The 17,808-nt window shown below is 62.2% G+C and carries 16 protein-coding genes and 3 pseudogenes; 8 read left to right on the forward strand and 11 right to left on the reverse strand.

Annotated features, from left to right (window positions below):
- A pseudogene (locus B4E36_RS11845) lies at window positions 1-435 on the forward strand (hypothetical protein); the annotation flags it as partial.
- A 52-nt stretch (window positions 436-487) separates the two neighbouring features.
- On the opposite strand, the gene B4E36_RS11850 reads toward B4E36_RS11845, so the two are convergent.
- From B4E36_RS11850 to B4E36_RS11895, 10 genes and pseudogenes are all read right to left on the reverse strand, one after another.
- Window positions 488-1,156, reverse strand: coding sequence for a GntR family transcriptional regulator (locus tag B4E36_RS11850; protein WP_292055710.1), 669 nt, complete (start codon window positions 1,154-1,156; stop codon window positions 488-490).
- 142 nt (window positions 1,157-1,298) lie between these two features.
- The gene (locus B4E36_RS11855) at window positions 1,299-2,099 is read right to left on the reverse strand and encodes an amidohydrolase family protein (protein WP_292055711.1); all 801 of its coding nucleotides are present in this window, start codon (window positions 2,097-2,099) and stop codon (window positions 1,299-1,301) included.
- Entirely contained in the window at window positions 2,096-3,382 is a 1,287-nt protein-coding gene (locus B4E36_RS11860; protein ID WP_292055712.1) for a TRAP transporter large permease, read from the reverse strand. Before B4E36_RS11860 ends, B4E36_RS11855 begins: the two co-directional genes overlap by 4 nt.
- A 122-nt stretch (window positions 3,383-3,504) precedes the next feature.
- The gene (locus B4E36_RS11865; protein WP_292055714.1) at window positions 3,505-4,062 is read right to left on the reverse strand and encodes a TRAP transporter small permease; all 558 of its coding nucleotides are present in this window, start codon (window positions 4,060-4,062) and stop codon (window positions 3,505-3,507) included.
- Window positions 4,063-4,171: 109 nt separating this feature from the next.
- A complete protein-coding gene (gene dctP / locus B4E36_RS11870) occupies window positions 4,172-5,278 on the reverse strand; it encodes a TRAP transporter substrate-binding protein DctP (protein WP_292055716.1) in 1,107 nt (368 codons plus the stop codon).
- Between the two features lie 27 nt (window positions 5,279-5,305).
- Complete coding sequence (locus B4E36_RS11875; RefSeq protein ID WP_292055719.1) at window positions 5,306-5,986, reverse strand: RraA family protein; 681 nt, start codon at window positions 5,984-5,986, stop codon at window positions 5,306-5,308.
- Between the two features lie 79 nt (window positions 5,987-6,065).
- Window positions 6,066-6,923, reverse strand: coding sequence for a DUF1932 domain-containing protein (locus B4E36_RS11880; RefSeq protein ID WP_292055721.1), 858 nt, complete (start codon window positions 6,921-6,923; stop codon window positions 6,066-6,068).
- Window positions 6,924-7,108: 185 nt separating this feature from the next.
- Window positions 7,109-7,246 (reverse strand): annotated as a pseudogene (locus B4E36_RS11885) (IS3 family transposase); the annotation flags it as partial.
- Window positions 7,247-7,389: 143 nt separating this feature from the next.
- Window positions 7,390-8,028: a type B chloramphenicol O-acetyltransferase gene (catB, locus tag B4E36_RS11890; protein ID WP_292055722.1), complete on the reverse strand. Its 639-nt coding sequence runs from the start codon at window positions 8,026-8,028 to the stop codon at window positions 7,390-7,392.
- Window positions 8,029-8,261: 233 nt separating this feature from the next.
- Window positions 8,262-8,744: a DMT family transporter gene (locus B4E36_RS11895; RefSeq protein WP_292055723.1), complete on the reverse strand. Its 483-nt coding sequence runs from the start codon at window positions 8,742-8,744 to the stop codon at window positions 8,262-8,264.
- A gap of 83 nt (window positions 8,745-8,827) precedes the next feature.
- Here B4E36_RS11895 and B4E36_RS11900 point away from each other — a divergent pair, with 83 nt between their 5' ends.
- From B4E36_RS11900 to B4E36_RS11925, 6 genes and pseudogenes are all read left to right on the forward strand, one after another.
- Window positions 8,828-9,739 carry a LysR family transcriptional regulator gene (locus B4E36_RS11900; protein WP_345900381.1) on the forward strand — a complete coding sequence of 304 codons (912 nt, stop codon included), beginning with the start codon at window positions 8,828-8,830 and terminating at the stop codon, window positions 9,737-9,739.
- A 424-nt stretch (window positions 9,740-10,163) separates the two neighbouring features.
- Window positions 10,164-11,318 (forward strand): efflux RND transporter periplasmic adaptor subunit, encoded by a 1,155-nt coding sequence (locus B4E36_RS11905; RefSeq protein ID WP_345900382.1) that lies wholly within the window; start codon window positions 10,164-10,166, stop codon window positions 11,316-11,318.
- A gap of 75 nt (window positions 11,319-11,393) precedes the next feature.
- Entirely contained in the window at window positions 11,394-14,519 is a 3,126-nt protein-coding gene (locus tag B4E36_RS11910; protein WP_292055728.1) for a multidrug efflux RND transporter permease subunit, read from the forward strand.
- 80 nt (window positions 14,520-14,599) lie between these two features.
- On the forward strand, window positions 14,600-15,295 hold the full coding sequence (locus tag B4E36_RS11915; protein ID WP_345900383.1) for a response regulator: 696 nt from the start codon (window positions 14,600-14,602) through the stop codon (window positions 15,293-15,295).
- The gene (locus tag B4E36_RS11920) at window positions 15,288-16,343 is read left to right on the forward strand and encodes an ATP-binding protein (RefSeq protein ID WP_292055732.1); all 1,056 of its coding nucleotides are present in this window, start codon (window positions 15,288-15,290) and stop codon (window positions 16,341-16,343) included. The genes B4E36_RS11915 and B4E36_RS11920 overlap by 8 nt, the downstream gene beginning before the upstream one ends.
- Before the next feature lie 75 nt (window positions 16,344-16,418).
- A pseudogene (locus tag B4E36_RS11925) lies at window positions 16,419-16,713 on the forward strand (transposase); the annotation flags it as partial.
- A 91-nt stretch (window positions 16,714-16,804) separates the two neighbouring features.
- Here B4E36_RS11925 and B4E36_RS11930 read toward each other — a convergent pair.
- A complete protein-coding gene (locus tag B4E36_RS11930) occupies window positions 16,805-17,452 on the reverse strand; it encodes an acyl-CoA thioesterase (RefSeq protein ID WP_292055734.1) in 648 nt (215 codons plus the stop codon).
- A 96-nt stretch (window positions 17,453-17,548) separates the two neighbouring features.
- Between B4E36_RS11930 and B4E36_RS11935 the strand changes: the two genes are divergently transcribed.
- The coding region (locus B4E36_RS11935) for an AMP-binding protein (RefSeq protein ID WP_345900384.1) at window positions 17,549-17,808 on the forward strand (260 nt) is incomplete at its 3' end.

Below are 17,808 nucleotides of genomic sequence, written 5' to 3' on the forward strand. Positions count from 1 at the left end.
TCCACTTCACCTGGAATTGCTATAAGCCCCTTTGCGATCGGCGATGTCGCCCTGCGCAACAGGGTCGTGTTCCAGCCTCATTTCACCGCCCTCGGCGGGCCCGACGGCATGCCCTCGGACGATCATGTCGCCTATCACGAAGAGCGGGCGCGCGGCGACGTCGGGTTGATCATACTGGAAAGCATGGCCATCCATCCCACCGGCAAGATGTCGCGCCGCTTCATCAATGCCTGGACCCCGCTATCGTTCCGGGCCTTGGCAGGATCGCGGATGCCGTCCATCGCCACGGCGCCAAACTCTTCGGCCAGCTTACCCGTGGCGGCCATACCTCGCTGGAGAAGCCGCCACACATCATGTGGGCGCTGCCGCAAATGCCGGAGCCGTCGAGCCATCACGCGACCAAGGCCATGGATGACGACGACATTCGCGCCGTGATCGAAGGATTTGTCGCCAGCGCCCGCACTTGATGTGCGAATGACGGGCTTCGCTAGCCCTTTGGAGTTGGCGATACCTGGGGTTTGCGGCGGGAGCGTTTTAGCCGTTCGAAAGCGGCGCTGAGGTGGGAAGTGACCGAGGACCGCGCCCATCGCTCGTTGCGGGCCCTGAGCGCGTGCAGAATATCCTCGTGCTGCTGAATGCTCTCCTGGATCTCGTTATCCGAGTAGATGTAAAACCCGCCCAACAATTTGGGATATTCCAGAAGCGAGGTGCCGAAATTGCGCAATCTTGCGCTGCCACAGGCCTGGTAGATCTGCATGTGGAATTCATGGTTCACCGACTGGACGATGTCGCGGAAGTTGCGTGCGCCGCTCGCGACCGCGCGGGCGATGTCGCGGTTCATCTCTTCCATTCTGGTGATATCGGCATCCGACATGTTGCGCGTGGCCCAGGCGGCGGCCAGTCCCTCGGCGAGGATGCGCAGCTCGAAGATTTCCTCGATATCGTTGTCGGTCCACTGGCTGACGACGGCGCCGCGCTTTGGCGCCGCCTCGAGCAGGCCTTCCGTGATCAGGCGCTGAAGCGCGGCGCGGACCGGGGTGCGGCTGACGTCGAGCTCGGCCGCGATATGTTCTTCCCGCAGTTTTTCGCCGGGCGTGAAGTGGCCTGCGATCAACCGGCGCCTCAATTCTGTATGCACATCGTCGCTGACGCTCATGCCACCCTCAACCCTCACTGCTCGTTGCCGAAGTCTTTCAACAGAACCAATACGTCCCGATCTGATCCCGGACAGGTTAGAATGCCAGCCGATTGTATACAAGTCGTCGCATACAAGGTGGAAAGTTGCCGGAACCGTCGCCCTATCGATAAAGCCTCTGCGGGTTCTCCGACATGATCCGGCGCAGGATGGTTTCATCGCCGGCTGCCGTCTGGATGAAAGCAAGGAGCTTGCTGAGTGCCGGAGGATTGCTCTCGGTCACATGCGGCCAGTCGCTTCCCCACACGAGCCGGGAGGAATCGGCAGTGATCAGACGCTTCGCGACATCGAGGCTATGCGCCCAGGAGAGGTCTCGCACGTCCTCGTGATACGGGCCCGAAAGCTTGACCCAGACATGCGGCAGCTCATAGAGCCGCAGGAGCGCCTCCAGATCTTCGTCATGATCGGGACGGCAGCGGCCAAGATGGTTGAGCACGAGCGGCACGCCGAGATCGGCGAGCATCTCATGATGACAGGACAATTCACTGGCGGGCAGATGCAGTTCGAGGCTCCAGCCCATATCCCGAACGAGCTCCGCGGTTTTCGGCATGTCCTCGATCAGCGTTGCGCCGGATTGAACTTGATTGAAGCGCATCCCCCTCATCCCGGCCGCGTGCCACTGCAAAAGCGTAGCCGGGTCGGCATCCGGCGTGATCACGCCGGTCGCGCGGTAGCCCGCGCCAAGCTCAGCGAGCGCGCGCAGCAGGACGGTGTGATCGCAGCCATAAAGGGAAGGCTGCACCAGCACCCCACCGGTCAGGCCCAGGCCGGCGGTCGCCGCGCGGTAGTCGTTGCAACTGGCGGACCGGTTTGCGATGACGGCATTGGCGACGACCGGCGCTGCGGCATCAAGGATATGAAAATGGCAGTCCCAGGCGCCTGAGGAAGCGATGTTCGTGGTCATTGCAGGCTTTCCGGCAGCCAGAGCGCTATCTGCGGGAACGCGATCATGAGACCGATCATCGCAATGATCGCGCCAAGGAAGGGCAGGATCCCTATGAAAACATCGTTCGGGGACCCCGATTTCCGCAGGCCCTGAACCACGTAGCAATTGATCCCGATCGGCGGCGTGATCATCCCGGCCTCGATCACCATCATCAGGATGATGCCGAACCAGACCGGATCATAGCCAAGGCCGATAATGAGCGGCGCGGTCACCGGGACCGTCAGCACGATCATCGAGATCCCGTCCAGCACGCAACCGAGCGCCATGTAGAAAAGGATGATAATGCACAGAACGGCCAGGGGCGGCATCGCCAGACTGGAAATATAATCGGTGATCTGCTCGATGAAGCCCGACATGCCGAGCGCGAAGTTCAGGAAATAGGCGCCGATCAGGAGCAGCATGATCATGCCCGTCGAACGCATCGTGCCCTCGATCGCCTTGTTGAGCATGGCGATCGAGAGCGTGCCGTTGAAGGCGCTCAGGATCAGGGAAGCGGCGATGCCTAGCGCGGAGGCCTCCGTCGGGGTGGCGACGCCGGCATAGATCGAACCGACAACGACGATGAAAATAAAGAAGATCGGCAGCAATTGCGGCAGGCTGCCCAGCCGTTCGGCCCAGCCATAGGTCTCTTTCCGCCCGCCCCAGGATGGAAAGAACACGCAACAGAGAATCACCGCCAGCATGAAGATCAGCGCCAGCAATATGCCGGGGATGAAGCCCGCCAGATAAAGCTGCGGGATCGAGGTCTGGGTGATCGCGCCATAAATGATCATGTTGATGGACGGCGGTATCAGCGTGCCCAGCGTTCCACCGGCAGCGACGGTGCCCAGGAACAGCCGCTCATTGTAGCCGTTCTTCTCGATCTCGGGAAAGGCGAGGGTGCCCACGGTGGCAGCTGTGGCCACGCTTGAACCGGACGTCGCGGCGAACATGGTGCAGGCCGCGATATTCGTATGCATCAGGCCGCCCGGAAGGCGGTTCAGCCATGGCAGCAAGGCGCGATACATGGAAGAGGCGCTGCCGCTATGCAGCATGATTTCGCCCATCAGGATGAACAGCGGAATGGCGACCAGCAAGTCGTTGGTGGCCGTTTCCCAGGTGGTGATCCCGATCACCGAGATGATGTTGACGGGCAGCCAGAACAGGCTGAGAAGGATACCCGCGAACAGAAGAACAATCCCGACGGGAATGCTTGTCGCGATCAGGCCGAAGAGACTGCCGATAAATCCGAGAATAGACATGGCTTTTGTTCCGGGGGCTTTCCAGAGCCTTTCCGCATTTCACGGAAACGCGGAAAGGCTCTATCTCTTTGTTTTACGCAATTCCGGACGGTGAACCGGTATCCACTTCACCTGGAATTGCTTTAGAGGTCGCCGAGGTCTTCGAGGCTTTGATGTCCCTCAGAGCCCGGGTGCTCAACCGTCCTGGGAAACCTACGCAACAGCCCGATGAGGACGAGCGCCGAGACCAGCGTGAAAAGCAACAGCCCGAGCAGGAAGAGCGCATGCGGATAGACCAGCGGAATATTGAGCAAGGTCGAGGTGGCTTCGAATTCGATGGCCTCCTTCAGCTGAAGCCACTCGTTCCAGCTCAGGATGGCCGCGCCGATCAGCATGGTCAGCGCCGCCAGCACATCGAGCGACCCCCGAATGCGGGTGGGCAACAGACGTTGCACGACATCGAGCCGGATATGCGCGGTGAACAGCGCCGCATAGGCAATCGCAACGCCGGTGGCGAATGCGAACACGAAACCGGTGATCTCGGTCGACCCGGTAATCGAGACCTTGAACAGCTTGCGCGAGATCGTATCCACGCAAATCATCGCAGCGATGCCGAGCAGGCCATAACCGCCGGCGCGGGAGGCCAGGATGGTAACCTGTTGCAACAGCGAGCGCTTTTTGGGGACGGGTGCGGATGTCATAGGCGGATTTCCCACGTCAGCGGTTTCAGACAAATCGAGGCTGCGATGCCGAAAGGCAAAGGGCCCGATCAGGTCTCTTGACCCGACCGGACCCTGTTGCAAACCGGCTCTACTGCTTCATCTCAATCCCGACAAGCGCGCCGATCGTTGCGTTCCATTCCGATACACAGGCCTCACCGCAATTGCCGGCGAAATTCGGCAGCACCTTCTCCTGCGTCAGCCGCGCGACTTCGGCCAGTTCGGCCTCGGTCGGAACCGTGACGGTCGCATCATATTTCTGGAACGCGCCGCTATCGTCGCACTGCGCGTCGCCGGCCGTGCACCACAGGCCCATATTGTGGTTGCGGATCTGCGTCGGCCAGGCCATTTCCTGCTCGAAATATTCGCTGGCAAGGCGCAGCCATTCCTGCACCTCGGGCGCCTGCTTGTTGAACCAGGATTCATTCACGATCCTGATCTGCGGGGCCCAACCGGTGTTCAGCGCATACACATATTTCGTGACCTCCGGCAGCTTGGCGATATTGCCGCTGGCGGTACCGGTGATGCCGCAATCAATCACGCCACGCTGCAGGGCCGGCGCCATCTCGGCAAACGGCATGGAAACCGCCGTCGCGCCGAGCGCGGTGATCAGATCGGCCTGCGTGCCGCTGAAAACGCGAACGGTTTTGCCTTTCAGGTCATCGAGGCTTTCAACCTTTGCCCCGCACCACAGAACGAGACCGGTGGTCGGCCAGCTTGCAAGCGCAACCGATCCCGCCTTTTTCGACAGGGTCTCGTTGATGACCGGCATGAAGGCGTTGCTGCTGGCGCGCACGCCCTCGATCGTCGGCGTGACGCCGGAAATGTCCATGCCATCCAGGATCTTCATGTTCTCGCTAGCATAGGACGCCACGGTATCGGCCATGTCGTAGACCCCCGAGCGCACCAGCGTGACCATCTGCGAGCCGGGCACGCCCAGTTCGGTGATCGAGCTGAGTTTGACGTCGATCCGTCCGTCGCTTAGCCGCGGCACGACCTCCTCCCAGAAGGGTTTTTCAAGCATGCTCCATTCCGACGTGCTGCTGTCGATGGCCAGCACCGAGACCTGGGTCTTCTCCGGCAAGGTCTTCGCCAGTTCCTGCAACTGCGCCTCGGTCACCTCGGCCTGCGCCGATTCGTGCGCTGCAAGCGCCAGGGTCATTGCCGCGGCAAGCGCGGTCAGTGTTCTCTTTTCCATGGTTTTCTCCTCCTAGAGTGTTGACTGTCAGTCGATATATTCAACGTTGCGGTTCGCCAGAATTTCATTCACCCAGTTGCGGTCGACCGTGCCGTTGCGGATCGCGGCGATCTCCTTTTGCTCTGCGGCCTGTTTTGCGCGCGCCGCCTCAAGGATTTCCGCCGCCTCGGCTGCCGGCACGCAGAGCACACCGTCGCCATCGCCGAGGATCAGGTCGCCGGGATGGATCACCATCCCGTCGATGGCAACCGGAACATTGATTTCGCCGGGGCCGTCCTTGTAGGGGCCGCGATGGGAAACGCCGGCGGCAAACATTGCCATGCCGCTTTCGCGGATTTCCTCGGCATCCCGGATCGCGCCGTTGACCACAAACCCGGCCACGCGGTTTTCCTGCGCGAGATAGACCATGATCTCGCCCATGATCGAATTGGTCAGGTCTCCGCCCGCGTCGACGACGATGACATCGCCCTCTTCTGCCATGTCGATCGCCTTGTGCACCATCAGATTATCGCCGGGACGGGTCCTCACCGTGAGCGCGGGGCCCGCCATGATCCGCCCTTCGGCATGGTACGGGCGCAGCCGCGATCCGGCGGCAGTCATCCGGTTCATCGCGTCCGAGACATTGGCGACGGGAAGGCTTGCAAACCCGTCCACAAGGGCGCTTTCCACCCTGGATTTGCGGGCATGAATTCTGAAGCCGGCAGTCATTTCTTTTCTCCGATAGTCAGATTGTGGTGTGTAGGAAGCGGCCGCCGGGCTTTCAGGGGGCGGCGTAAGCGGCGCCCGGTCACGACAGACCTGCGGAAAGCCAGCGCACCGCCTCCGCCACATTGGCCGGCGCGGCGGGCCTTTCCTCCGAAATCCGCTGCGCTGTTCTCGCATACGCGGCCAGAACCGCATCGGACACGGGCGTTTGCAGCCCGAAGCTGCGCGCCTGGGCGATGGCGTCCTCGACTTCGTGTTTTCGTCGCGGGGCATGCACGACATGTGTGCGCACCATCGCATCGAGCAGATCGGGAAAGGGCCGCGCGCTGATATCGGCGAGGTTTTCGCGCAACTCCGCCTCAAGCCCCATACGCTGCGCGGTCGAATAGCACTCGACAGCCAGCGCCTCGATGCCCTTGGACATCAGCGTGCGCAGGAGCTTCAGCCCGCCGGCTTCTCCCGGGAGAGAATTGGCCATTGCGCGGGTATTGAAGCCAAGACGATTGAGTTCCGCGGACACGCTTTCGGCCTCAACGCCCGAGAGAATGATCGGCGAACCTGCCCCTGACAGATCCACCGAGCCCATGATGGCGCCATCGACGAAAGCAACCTCCGTGCCCGCCAGAATAGCATCGCAGTCGCGCATCAGCGTCATCGGCGAAGACGACAGGTCGACATAGGTGAAAGCGCCAGCCCGCTTCGCGACATCGCGCGCCACGCTGGCGGCGACGGCCGAGGGAAATACGCCGAGCACCAGCGACCCGGGCGCAATATGGTCAGGCAAGGCGGGGACGACCTGATGCTTCGGATCTCTGGGGCCGGCGACCGGATCGACATAAAGAGGCCGCTCGCCCATTTTCTCCAACTGATCGCCAAAGGCGCGGCCGACCTCTCCATATCCGACGATGATGATTTTGCTGGTGGCGGCAACTGCAGTCATGGAATCTCCCCTTCGGGACGAGATAATCCATTTTTGGATACAAAATGCAACTGCAAAATCCGAAAATAGGTATTTTTTGAGATATTATTCCGACTATTCGCCTAAAATGTTTTTATTTTGCATTTCTGGATCCGCATTTCAGGCCTCGCCGATCTTTTGCGAGCTACGGAACTGCCCGCTCAAGCAAAATACGCAGATGCCTTGCGCAATATCTCGTTTGCTTGACGAAGCTCCCTGTTTTCGCGCTCCAGAGCCTTCATCTTCTCCGCGACCTCACTCGGCAAACCTGCGCGCTTGCCGCTATCTACCTCAACCCGCTTGATCAAAGTTTCAGTCCCGTGGAACAGGCAGCGGCTCCAGAACTGTTCGAAAATCCTCTTCCGTCTGGATGCGTTCGGGAATTGGCTTGCTGCCTCTCGATTGGGGCTGCCCGTCCGGGGCGTATCGTGGACGGGCAGGGGAGATATCAATCGTCTGTCATGATGTGTTTCCGCCAGTAATGGTGAAGCGCGGCTATGTCGCCGCTTGTGAGGATCGGCATCGCCTGGCTGAGCTGCGCGTCGCTCCAGTCCCACCATGCCATCTCCCGCAACAGGGCAATGTCTGCGTCGTCAAAGCGTTTGCGGATCATCTTGGCCGGGTTTCCGCCGACGATGGCGTAGGGCTCCACATTGCGGGTCACAAGGGCGCGCGTGCCGATCACGGCGCCGTCGCCGATGGTCACGCCCGGCATGATGATGGCCTCGGCGCCGATCCACACATCGTTTCCGATGAGCGTGTCTCCGGCCGGCTGATAGCCGTTTTCGGCTCCAGCGAATGCCGGCACCTCGCTCATCCAGAAAAACGGGAATGTGCTGATCCAGTCGCTGCGGTGGCCCTGATTGCCGGCCATGATGAAGGCGGCGCCAGTGCCGATGGAGCAGAAGCTGCCGATCACGAGCCTGTCCACACCGGGCTCGGGAAGCAGGTAGCGTGCGCAGTCATCAAAGCTGTGGCCGTGATAATAGCCGGAGTAATAGCTGTATCGACCGGCGATGATGTTTGGGTTGTTGATCTGGCGGTCGAGAGTCATGCCCTTGAAGGGGCTTTCGAAGAAATTGTTCATGAGCGTTACCATTGAATCTGTGCCGCTGTGGCGGCGATATCCCGTTTGCGATGACGCAAACAAGCGAGCGCCGGCAAGCGCAACGAGCAAGGCCGGCGCGGAGGCTTCTCGCGGCGACGCGCGGAAGCGGATTCAGATGGTACAATCTGCAGACTTCATACGATCATTATGCGCCGGATATCCGCGCCGGTGCAAGCATGTGAACTGGCTGCCGCGGAGGCTTCGAGCCTTTTTTACGAACTGCCGGGCGATTTCAATCCCAGCGCCTGCAACTGCATCACGATCAGCCCGAGGACAATCAGGCCGAGACCGGCAAGGCGCGACCAGGTGACCGGTTTCTGGGGCAGGCCGACAAGGCCCCACTGATCGATCACGATCGACGCCAGCATCTGCCCGGCGATCACCGCCATGATGAAGCCGGCAGCGCCAAGCTTCGGCGCAAGCATGAGCGCGCCGGTGATATAGACGACGCCGACAATGCCGCCGATCCATATCCAGCGCGGCGCCTGGGCAAGGTTCGCAAGCGTCGGGGCCTGGACCTTCGCCAGAAGCATCACGGGCACGATGCAGGCGAAACTGACAGCGAGGGAAACGAGCGTGCCCCACAGCGGATGGCCGAGCGCGCGTCCCAGCGCCGCATTGGCGCCTGCCTGGAACGGAACGACCGCGCCGGTGATGATGGCGGCGATGATGAGGATCAGTGCGTTGGTTTGCATGGTGAACAATCTCCGTTGCGCCCCAGATGCACTATTTGCTTGGTCGATGGAAATTCCGATGTATCATCCTCAATATGCATAATATGAATAATCTTCGCGGCATCGACCTCAATCTTCTCGTGGTTCTCGATGCCCTTCTGGCCGAGCGTCATGTGTCGCGCGCGGCCGCCCGGCTGAACATGAGCCAGCCCGCCGTCAGCCATGCGCTCGCGCGTCTGCGTGTGCTCTTCGACGATCCCTTGCTGATCCGTCGCGGCGGGCAACTCGTCGCGAGCGCCCGGGCGCTCGAGATCGCGCCTGTCCTGGAGGAGGCCCTCAGGCAGATGCGCGTGGTTTTCGGCCCGAGCGGCTTCGATCCCGCGAAGGAGAAGCGCACCTTTCGCCTTACCATGTCGGACTACGGCTCCGCCGTTATCCTTCCCGAGTTGACGCGGCTGCTGCGGCTGGAGGCGCCGGGCATCGATCTGGTGATCACCCAATCGAGCCGGGAAGCCATGGTGCGGCAGGTGCTGGACGGGGAATGCGATCTTGCCCTGGGGGTCTTCCCCGATCTTCCCGAACGGCTGGAGGCCGGGCCGTTGATCAGCGAGAATTTCGCCTGCCTTGCGGATCGGGAGAGCATGCCGGGCAAGGAGCGCCTTGATATGGAAGCCTATCTCTCACGGCCCCACGTTCTCGTTGCGATGAGGGACGGCGCAAACACCGAGGTCGATACGGCCCTGCGCGCCGCCGGCCATCAGCGCCGCCTCGCGGTCACGTTGCCGCATTGGGGAAACGCGCCGCGTCTGATCCAAGGGACGGACCTGGTTCTCACCGTCGCGCGCAACGCTCTTGTTCCTTATGAAAGTGATCCGACCCTGATCATCTTCGAGCCGCCATTCACGATCCCGTCCTTTCCCTTCGTTCAGGTCTGGCATGAACGGCGCGGCGGCGATCCCGCCCATATCTGGCTGCGCGACGCCGTTTCAGGTGTTGCGATATCACTGGGGCAATAAGCGATCCCTGTCCCTTGATCGGGCGCCATATGGACGGTGCGATCACGATGCCAGACTGGCGGCAATGACCGGCCTTTGCCGCGTCAGCGCTGGACGCCGGTCCTCAAAGCCGGTTGCTGGAGACCTTGCGACGCATTCAGGCGTGAACAGGGTCCGCGAATCGTGTCGGCTGATACCAGCTTCTATTGGACGGCAGGTGCTGCCGCCATTGCGATCCAGCACGTTTTCAACGATCCCTGCATGGCATCCTGAAAGCGCTCATCCGGGCGCGAAGGTTGCTGCGTTTTGAACCAGCGGCTTGCCCTCCGCTTTGCGCGGGATCGCCGGCATTTGTCGATCTCCGCCAAATCTCCATCATTTCTCGACCGAACATCGAAAGGCGCATGTCAGGTGCGGGTGAAGAACACCAGTCCGGATGCTTTTCATGTCGCACCGCCTTTCATTTATCGCCGCTATCGTTGGCGTCGCCGCCCTCGCACTGTTTCTGATTTTCCGCCACGAGGCGGTTTCGCAGCGGCAAGAACCGTCTGCCGATGCCGGAGGGGCCACGCAGGTCACAACGCTGACGCTTAAGCCGGAGCGCGTGGTCCTGATCGATGCCTTTCCCGGGCGCGTGGCGGCCTATCGGCGGGTCGAGATTCGGCCGCAGGTCACAGGCATCATCAAGAAACGGCTTGTTGAAGGCGGGACCGAGGTCGAGGCGGGCGAGGTTCTCTTCGAAATAGATTCCGCCCTGCTTGAGGCCGATCTCGAAACGGCGCAGGCAGGGTTGATGCGGGCGGAAGGGGCGCTGGCGCATGCCCGCCAGGGGTTGGCGCGGGCAAAGGCGCTGATGGCGGAAAACGTGACGAGCCGCAAGAATTACGAGCAGGCGCAAAACGATTTGACCACGGCAGAGGCGAACCTTGCCGAAGCCCGGGCCGTCGCGCGCCGCCGCAAGCTCGACCTCGATTTCGCCACGATACGCTCGCCGATCAACGGCTATGTCGGCCGCACGGTCGCCGATGAGGGCGCGCTTGCCTCCAGCCAGACGGAACTTGCCGTGGTGCAGGAACTGGACCGTGTTTATGTCGATCTGCGCCTGCCAGCAACGAAGCTGGATGGCGTGCAGTCCGCCGCCGAGGCGGGATTGGGGCCAGCGGAGATCCTCGACGCGGACGGCACGCCGCATCCCCGCTTGGGCCGGCTGGCGCTTTCCGATGTCACGGTCGATCCGGGAACCGGGGATGCCGCGGTCCGGGTCGAGGTGGAAAACCCCGGTCTCAGCCTCCTGCCCGGCATGTATGTCCGCGTTCGCCTGCCGCGCGGCGTTCTTCCCGATGCGCTGCTGGTGCCGGAAGAAGCGGTTGTGCGCAATGGCGCCGGCGAGGCGCAGCTCGTGGTCGTGACGGCGGATGGCCGGGCCGAGCGGCGCAATGTGGTTCTCGGCGAGGCCATCGGCGGACGCGTTGTCGTCACAGCGGGGCTGAAAGCGGGCGAGATGATCGTCATTCGCGGACAGGATCGCGTTCAGGACGGAATGCGCGTGCGCCCGGCGAGCGTACCGCAGGATACCGCAACGGCGACCGATAGGCTCTAATTCTTTGTTTTCGCGCAATTCCGGACGGTGAACCGGCTTCCACTTCACCTGGCATTGCTTTGAAGGTCAGACATCATGCCACAATTCTTTATCGACCGTCCGGTCTTTGCCTGGGTTATCGCGATCTTCATCGCGCTGGCCGGGCTCGTCGCCATTCCGAAGCTTCCGGTGGCCCGCTTTCCGGACATTGCGCCGCCAAGCATCAGCATTTTCGCGACCTATACCGGCGCGAGCGTCGATACGGTCAATGACAGCGTCGTTCGGCCCATCGAGAAGGAACTCTCGAGCGTCAAGAACGTGCTCTATTACGAATCCACCGCCGACTCGACCGGCGGCGCCAACATCATGGTGACGTTCAAGCCCGGAACCGATGCGGAACTGGCGCAGGTGGATGTTCAAAACCGGTTGAAGAATGCCGAAGCGCAGCTTCCCGAGGCGGTCCGGCGCGGCGGCATCAGCGTCGAGGCCGCCGAATCCGGCTTCCTGATGGTGCTCACGCTCCGGTCGGTCAGCGGCGAGACCGACGAGCTCGCCCTTGGCGACTATATGACCCGCAATGTGAGCGAGGAGCTGAAGCGCCTGCCGAGCGTCGGGCGCGTCCAGCAGTTCGGCTCGCCACGGGCCATGCGCGTCTGGGTGGATCCGGCCAAGCTTGCGGCCTACGACCTGACCATGGCCGATGTGACCGAGGCGATCACCCGCGAAAACGCGCAGGTCTCGCCCGGTCGGGTCGGCGACGAACCGACGGTTCCGGGCACGAAGGTGTCGACGCCGCTGACCGTGCATGGCCAGCTGACCACGCCGGAGGCATTCGCGGCGATACCGCTCAGGGCCAAGGCCGATGGCGGGCGGCTTCTGCTTTCGGATGTGGCGCGGATCGAGCTCGGCGCCCAGACGCTGGCCTTCAGCGTCAGCAGCAATGGCAAGCCGGCCGCTGCTGCCGCGATCCAGATGCGGCCCGGCGCCAACGCCGTCAGCACGGCCGCTGCAATCGAAAAGCGCCTGGCGGAACTGAGGCCCTCAATGCCGCAGGATATGGAGATCGCGATCTCCTACAACACCGCGCCCTTCGTGAAGGTCTCGATCACCAAGGTCGTGCATACGCTGATCGAGGCGATGGTGCTGGTCTTCCTGGTGATCCTGCTGTTCCTGCAGAACATCCGCTATACGCTGATCCCGACCATCGTCGCGCCTATCGCGCTTCTGGGCACCTTCGCGGTGATGATGCTCGCCGGCTATTCGATCAACGTTCTGACCATGTTCGGCATGGTGCTCGCCATCGGCATTATCGTCGATGATGCCATCGTCGTCGTCGAGAATGTCGAGCGGATCATGTCGCGGCAGGGCTTGTCGCCGCGCGACGCCACCCGCCAGGCGATGCGCGAGATTTCGGGCGCGATCGTCGGCATCACGCTGGTGCTTGCGGCAGTCTTTATTCCTATGGGCATGGCAGCCGGGTCCGTCGGCGCGATCTATCGCCAGTTCACCCTGTCGATGGCGGTGTCGATCCTGTTCTCCGCCTTCCTTGCGCTGACGCTGACGCCAGCGCTGTGCGCCACGATCCTGAAACCCGTCCAGACCCATGCCAAAGGCGGTTTCTCCGGGTGGTTCAACAGAGGATTCGATGCGCTGGCGGCGCGCTATACCGGCGCGGTCGGCTGGGTCCTGCGGCGCGGCGGGCGGATGCTGGTCATCTATGTCGCGCTGCTTGCGGCACTCGGCTACGGCTATTCGAAGATACCGACATCGTTCGTGCCGGAAGAGGATCAGGGTAACTTCATGGCGATGTTCGAGCTTCCGGCAGGCGCCACCGCCGAACGCACGCGCGCGGTCGTCAAGACCTATGAGGCCCATACCGCGACACGGTCCGATATCGTCGAGAGCCTCGTGATCCTCGGCTTCGGCTTTTCCGGCTCCGGTCCCAATGCCGCCCAGGCCTTTACCAGCCTGAAGGACTGGGGCGACCGCGACACCACGGTGGACCGGGAGATCGCGGCGGCGGAAGCCGCCATGGCCGACATTCCCGAAGGCATGGCCATGATCATGAAACCGCCGGCGATCGAATCGCTCGGCACCACCTCCGGCTTCGCGCTGAGGCTCGAGGACCGGGCCAATGCAGGGCCGGAGGCGCTGAAGGCGGCAGAGGACCAGTTGATCGCGTTGGCCGCCGAAAGCAGGCTGGTGAGCGGCGTGATGGCGGACGGGCTGCCCGATGGCCAGAGCATCGCGCTCAGGATCGATCGCCAGAAGGCGCTGGCGCTCGGTGTATCCTTCTCGGCCATCAGCGACATGATCTCGACGGCGATCGGGTCGACCTATGTCAACGACTTCCCCAATAACGGGCAGCTTCAGCAGGTGGTCGTGCAGGCCGATGCGCCCGCAAGGATGCATGTCGAGGATGTGCTGCGTCTCAAGGTGCGCAATATCGATGGCGGCATGGTTTCCCTGTCGGAAGTCGTCGAGCCGGTTTGGGAAACGACGCCGCTGCAGGTGCAACGCTATAACGGCTATCCGGCTGCGAACATCTCGGGCTCGGCGGCGCCGGGCGTTTCGAGCGGCGCGGCAATGGCCGAGATGGAGCGTCTGGCGCAACAATTGCCGCGCGGCTTCGCGGTGGAATGGACCGGGCAATCGCTGCAGGAACGGCAATCCGCCGCGCAGACGCCAATGCTGCTGGCCGCCTCGATGCTGGTCGTGTTCCTCGTGCTTGCGGCACTTTATGAAAGCTGGTCGATCCCGCTCTCGGTCATGCTGGTCGTGCCGCTCGGCGCGCTCGGCGCGGTGCTGGCGGTGCTGGCGCGCGGCATGGACAATGACGTCTTCTTCAAGGTGGGCCTGATCACCATCATCGGGCTTTCGGCCAAGAACGCCATTCTTCTGGTCGAATATGCCCGCCACCTGAAAAATGACGGCATGAGCCTCCATCGGGCCGTGCTGCGGGCATCCCGGCTGCGGCTGCGGCCGATCGTGATGACGTCGCTGGCCTTCATCCTCGGCGTCGTCCCATTGATGCTCGCGCATGGCGCCGGCTCCGAAATCCAGAACGCAATTGGAACCGGCGTGTTTGGCGGCATGCTGTCGGCAACGACGCTTGCGGTATTCTTCGTGCCGGTGCTCTACGTTACAGTCAGCCGACTGACGCTGCGCGGATCGCGGAAGAAGGGTGTTGCCGACAAACCCGAACCCGCCGCGCCGGCGTAATGAGTTCGGGCGTTCCCTGTCATTCGAAAGGATGCACGGGGAACGCTCCGGACCGCGTTTCAAAGATCGAAGACATGGCCATGAACAATGCTCTGATCCTGATTATCGAAGACGAACCCGAGATTGCGGAAATCATCGGCACCTATATGGCGCGCGAGGGCTTCCGGGTCATCACTGCGGGCGACGGGACCGTCGGGCTTGCCCATCATCTGCGCTTGCGCCCCGATTTGGTCGTGCTCGACATCAAGCTTCCCGGACAAGACGGCTACGAGGTGCTGGCGGCAATCCGCCGGCGCGGCGATACGCCGGTGATCATGGTCACAGCGCTTGCGGAAGATCTCGACAAGCTGCAGGCGCTGCGCATCGGCGCCGACGATTATGTCGTCAAACCGTTCAACCCGCTCGAGGTCGTGGCCCGTGCCAAGGCCGTTTTGCGCCGGACCATGGGGCGCGGAGCCGCCGAGGTGTTGCGCGTCGGCCCGCTGACCGTCGATCCGCAGGCCTATCGCGCGGCGGTCGAAACGCCCGCCGGATCGGTGGCGCTCGATCTGACTCGGACCGAATTCCGCATCCTCGCCCATATGGCCGCAAGCCCCGGCCGGGCGTTCGAGCGCGCGGAACTGGTCGATGCCTGCATGCCGGAGAGCGAAGCGCTCGACCGCACGGTGGACAGCCATGTCAGCAATCTGCGCCGCAAGCTTTCCGCCGCCGGAGCGGAGGGCTTGCTCACCGCCGTGCGCGGCGTCGGCTACCGGCTGGACAGCATCGATGAGTAGAAACCTGAATTCCCGGATCGTCCGTGCGATGATCGCACTGACCCTGCTTGCCTTCGCCGTCGTCTATTTCGGGCTGATTGCGTATTTCTTCTTCATCTATGAATGGCTCTATCCCGAATTCACCGACGATGACTTTCTGCGCACCGGCGATATCGTCACTTTGGGCCTGCTTCTGGGGATCGGCATATCCACCGCCTCTTTGCTCGGCTGGATCTTGGCACGACGGATCGTGGAACCGCTGAAATCGGTTGCCGAGGCTGCCCGCCGTGTCGCGGAAGGCGATTTTTCGGCGCGCGCCTCGTTGCGCAGCGGCAATTTCGGCGAGGCCGGCGACCTTGTCGACGATTTCAACCAGATGGCGGAACGGCTGCAACGCGCGGAGACCGAGTTGCAATATTCCAACTCGGCGATCGCGCATGAGCTCAGGACCCCGCTCACCATTCTGCGCGGGCGGTTGCAGGGCCTTTCGGATGGCGCTTTCACCCCCAGCCCGGAACTTTATTCCCGGCTGATCGAACATGTGGACGACCTTTCGGCCATAGTGGAGGAATTGCGCACGCTGGCGCTGGGCAATGCCGGCCAGCTCGATCTGCAGGTCGCGCGTCTCGACCTCGCGGAGGAGGCCGAGGCCGCGGTGAATTCGCTCGAGGAGGCGCTTGCGAAGGCCGGGATCGTCGCGAACCGGCATCTGGGCAGCGCAGTCACGACCGCCGATCGGGCAAGGTTGCGGCAGGCCTTCGTAGCGCTTCTCGAAAACTGCTGCCGCTATGCACCGGGAAGCACCGTGCTCGTGGAGACGGGCTTTTCCGCAGAGCATGTCTTCTTCCGCTGCACCGATACCGGCCCCGGCCTTTCCGCTGAAAACCGGGCGCGCGCTTTCGAGCGGTTCTGGCGCGCGGACGAGTCGCGCGGCCGGGCCAGGGGCGGTTCGGGTCTCGGCCTGCCGATCGTCAAGGCGATCGCCAAGGCGCATGGCGGCGACGCGCTGATCCTGCCTTCCCAAAACGCCGGCCTTGCCGTCGAAATCCGGCTGCCGCGCCGGGATTAGCCTGCAGTGACAATTTAAGGTTTGTGGTTTCCCTTTTCCTCAAATCAGATTCAACACTGACTTTTGGAGGTCGGTGTGGAAGGTGAAGTTCTTCGAGATGTTCAGTGGGAACGTCTTCGTGAGTTTGTTCCTGGCGGGCGAAAGGGCAAACAAGGACCGCGCAGCGATGCCCGCCGTTTCTTCGATGCCATTCTCTGGCTGGCGCGCTCGGGTGCGCGCTTGCGCGACCTGCCGGAAGACCGTTTCGGCCCGTATCAAACCGTCAAGCGACGGTATTACCGGTGGATCGAACAAGGCATGTTCGACCGGATATTCGAGGCAGTCGCGACGGAGCCTGACATGGAATGGCTCGCGATAGACGCCACCATCGCAACGTCGTCAAGCGCGCAATGTCCTGACCGGCGGAGCATATCGCCTTCGAGGCCTTCGCCTCATGGGGGCGGTCATCCGGCCCGTGCTGTTTACGTCTTGGCGTCCTCGCCGCCACTGGCTCTCGCCCTTTCCTCCGGCGACATCAGCAGTGCGTAGGCCTCGGTGAGCGGCGGGCTTTCCGGCAGCGGGCCGAGCGGGGCGAGCATCTCCGTCGCGGGCAGCTTTCGACCATCCTTCAGCATCACCGCGCGCACTGTCGCCGTCACCGCGACCTCGCCTTTGTGCGGGCCGCTGAGCGGTATGATACGGTGCTCCATGAAAAGCGAGTTCTCCGTCCAGCCGGCGACCCTCGTTTCCAGCCGGAACAGCTGAAAGGCCCGCAGCGAGCGACGGTAGCGCGCGTTCACCCCGGTCAGAACAGGCTGCCATTTCTCGCGCAATACCTGTGCGCCGAGCCCGGATCGGGCCAGCAGATCGAACCGGCCAATATCCATGAAGGCCAGATATCTGCCGTTGTTCACGTGCATATTGATATCGAGGTCTTGGGGCCAGACTCGCAGGACAATCGAGGAGATATCTTCAGGCGGGTGGATCGCAGGTGCGAATTTCGCCTTGATCATGGCCCTGATCAGTCGTCCCCAGACATACATGTTTGTTTCCCAAACCCTCTTGGAACCGTGGAAATGGCCGTCTTCTAGATCTTTGCCGGATCCGTCAATATCGGCCTTGAATAACATGACGTATACGTTTATATTATATCGTAAAAGTCATGTCGAAGGAAAATTGTGCGGAGGGAAACCTTGAGGAGGGTGTCCGCACAAGAAGGAGGAGGCGTGCAAGAGGCATTCGATACTGCAACCCCGGGCGATGGCAAAAATCCGCTCGACCGAGCAGAGGCTGATGCGGCCAATGGCGCCACGAGCCCGCACGCCGATACGCTGACGGCTTTTCTGGAGGAATCCGTCGCACGCTTCGCTGATAAAGCGGCCGTCGAGTTCTTTGACCGAACCTGGACTTATAGCGAGATCGACGTCCTGTCCGACCGGTTTGCCGCGGGGCTCGCGTCCATTGGGGTTCGCAAGGGCACGCGCGT

The sequence above is a fragment of the Martelella sp. UBA3392 genome, assembly GCF_002358775.1.
In the GTDB taxonomy this organism is placed as follows: domain Bacteria; phylum Pseudomonadota; class Alphaproteobacteria; order Rhizobiales; family Rhizobiaceae; genus Martelella; species Martelella mediterranea.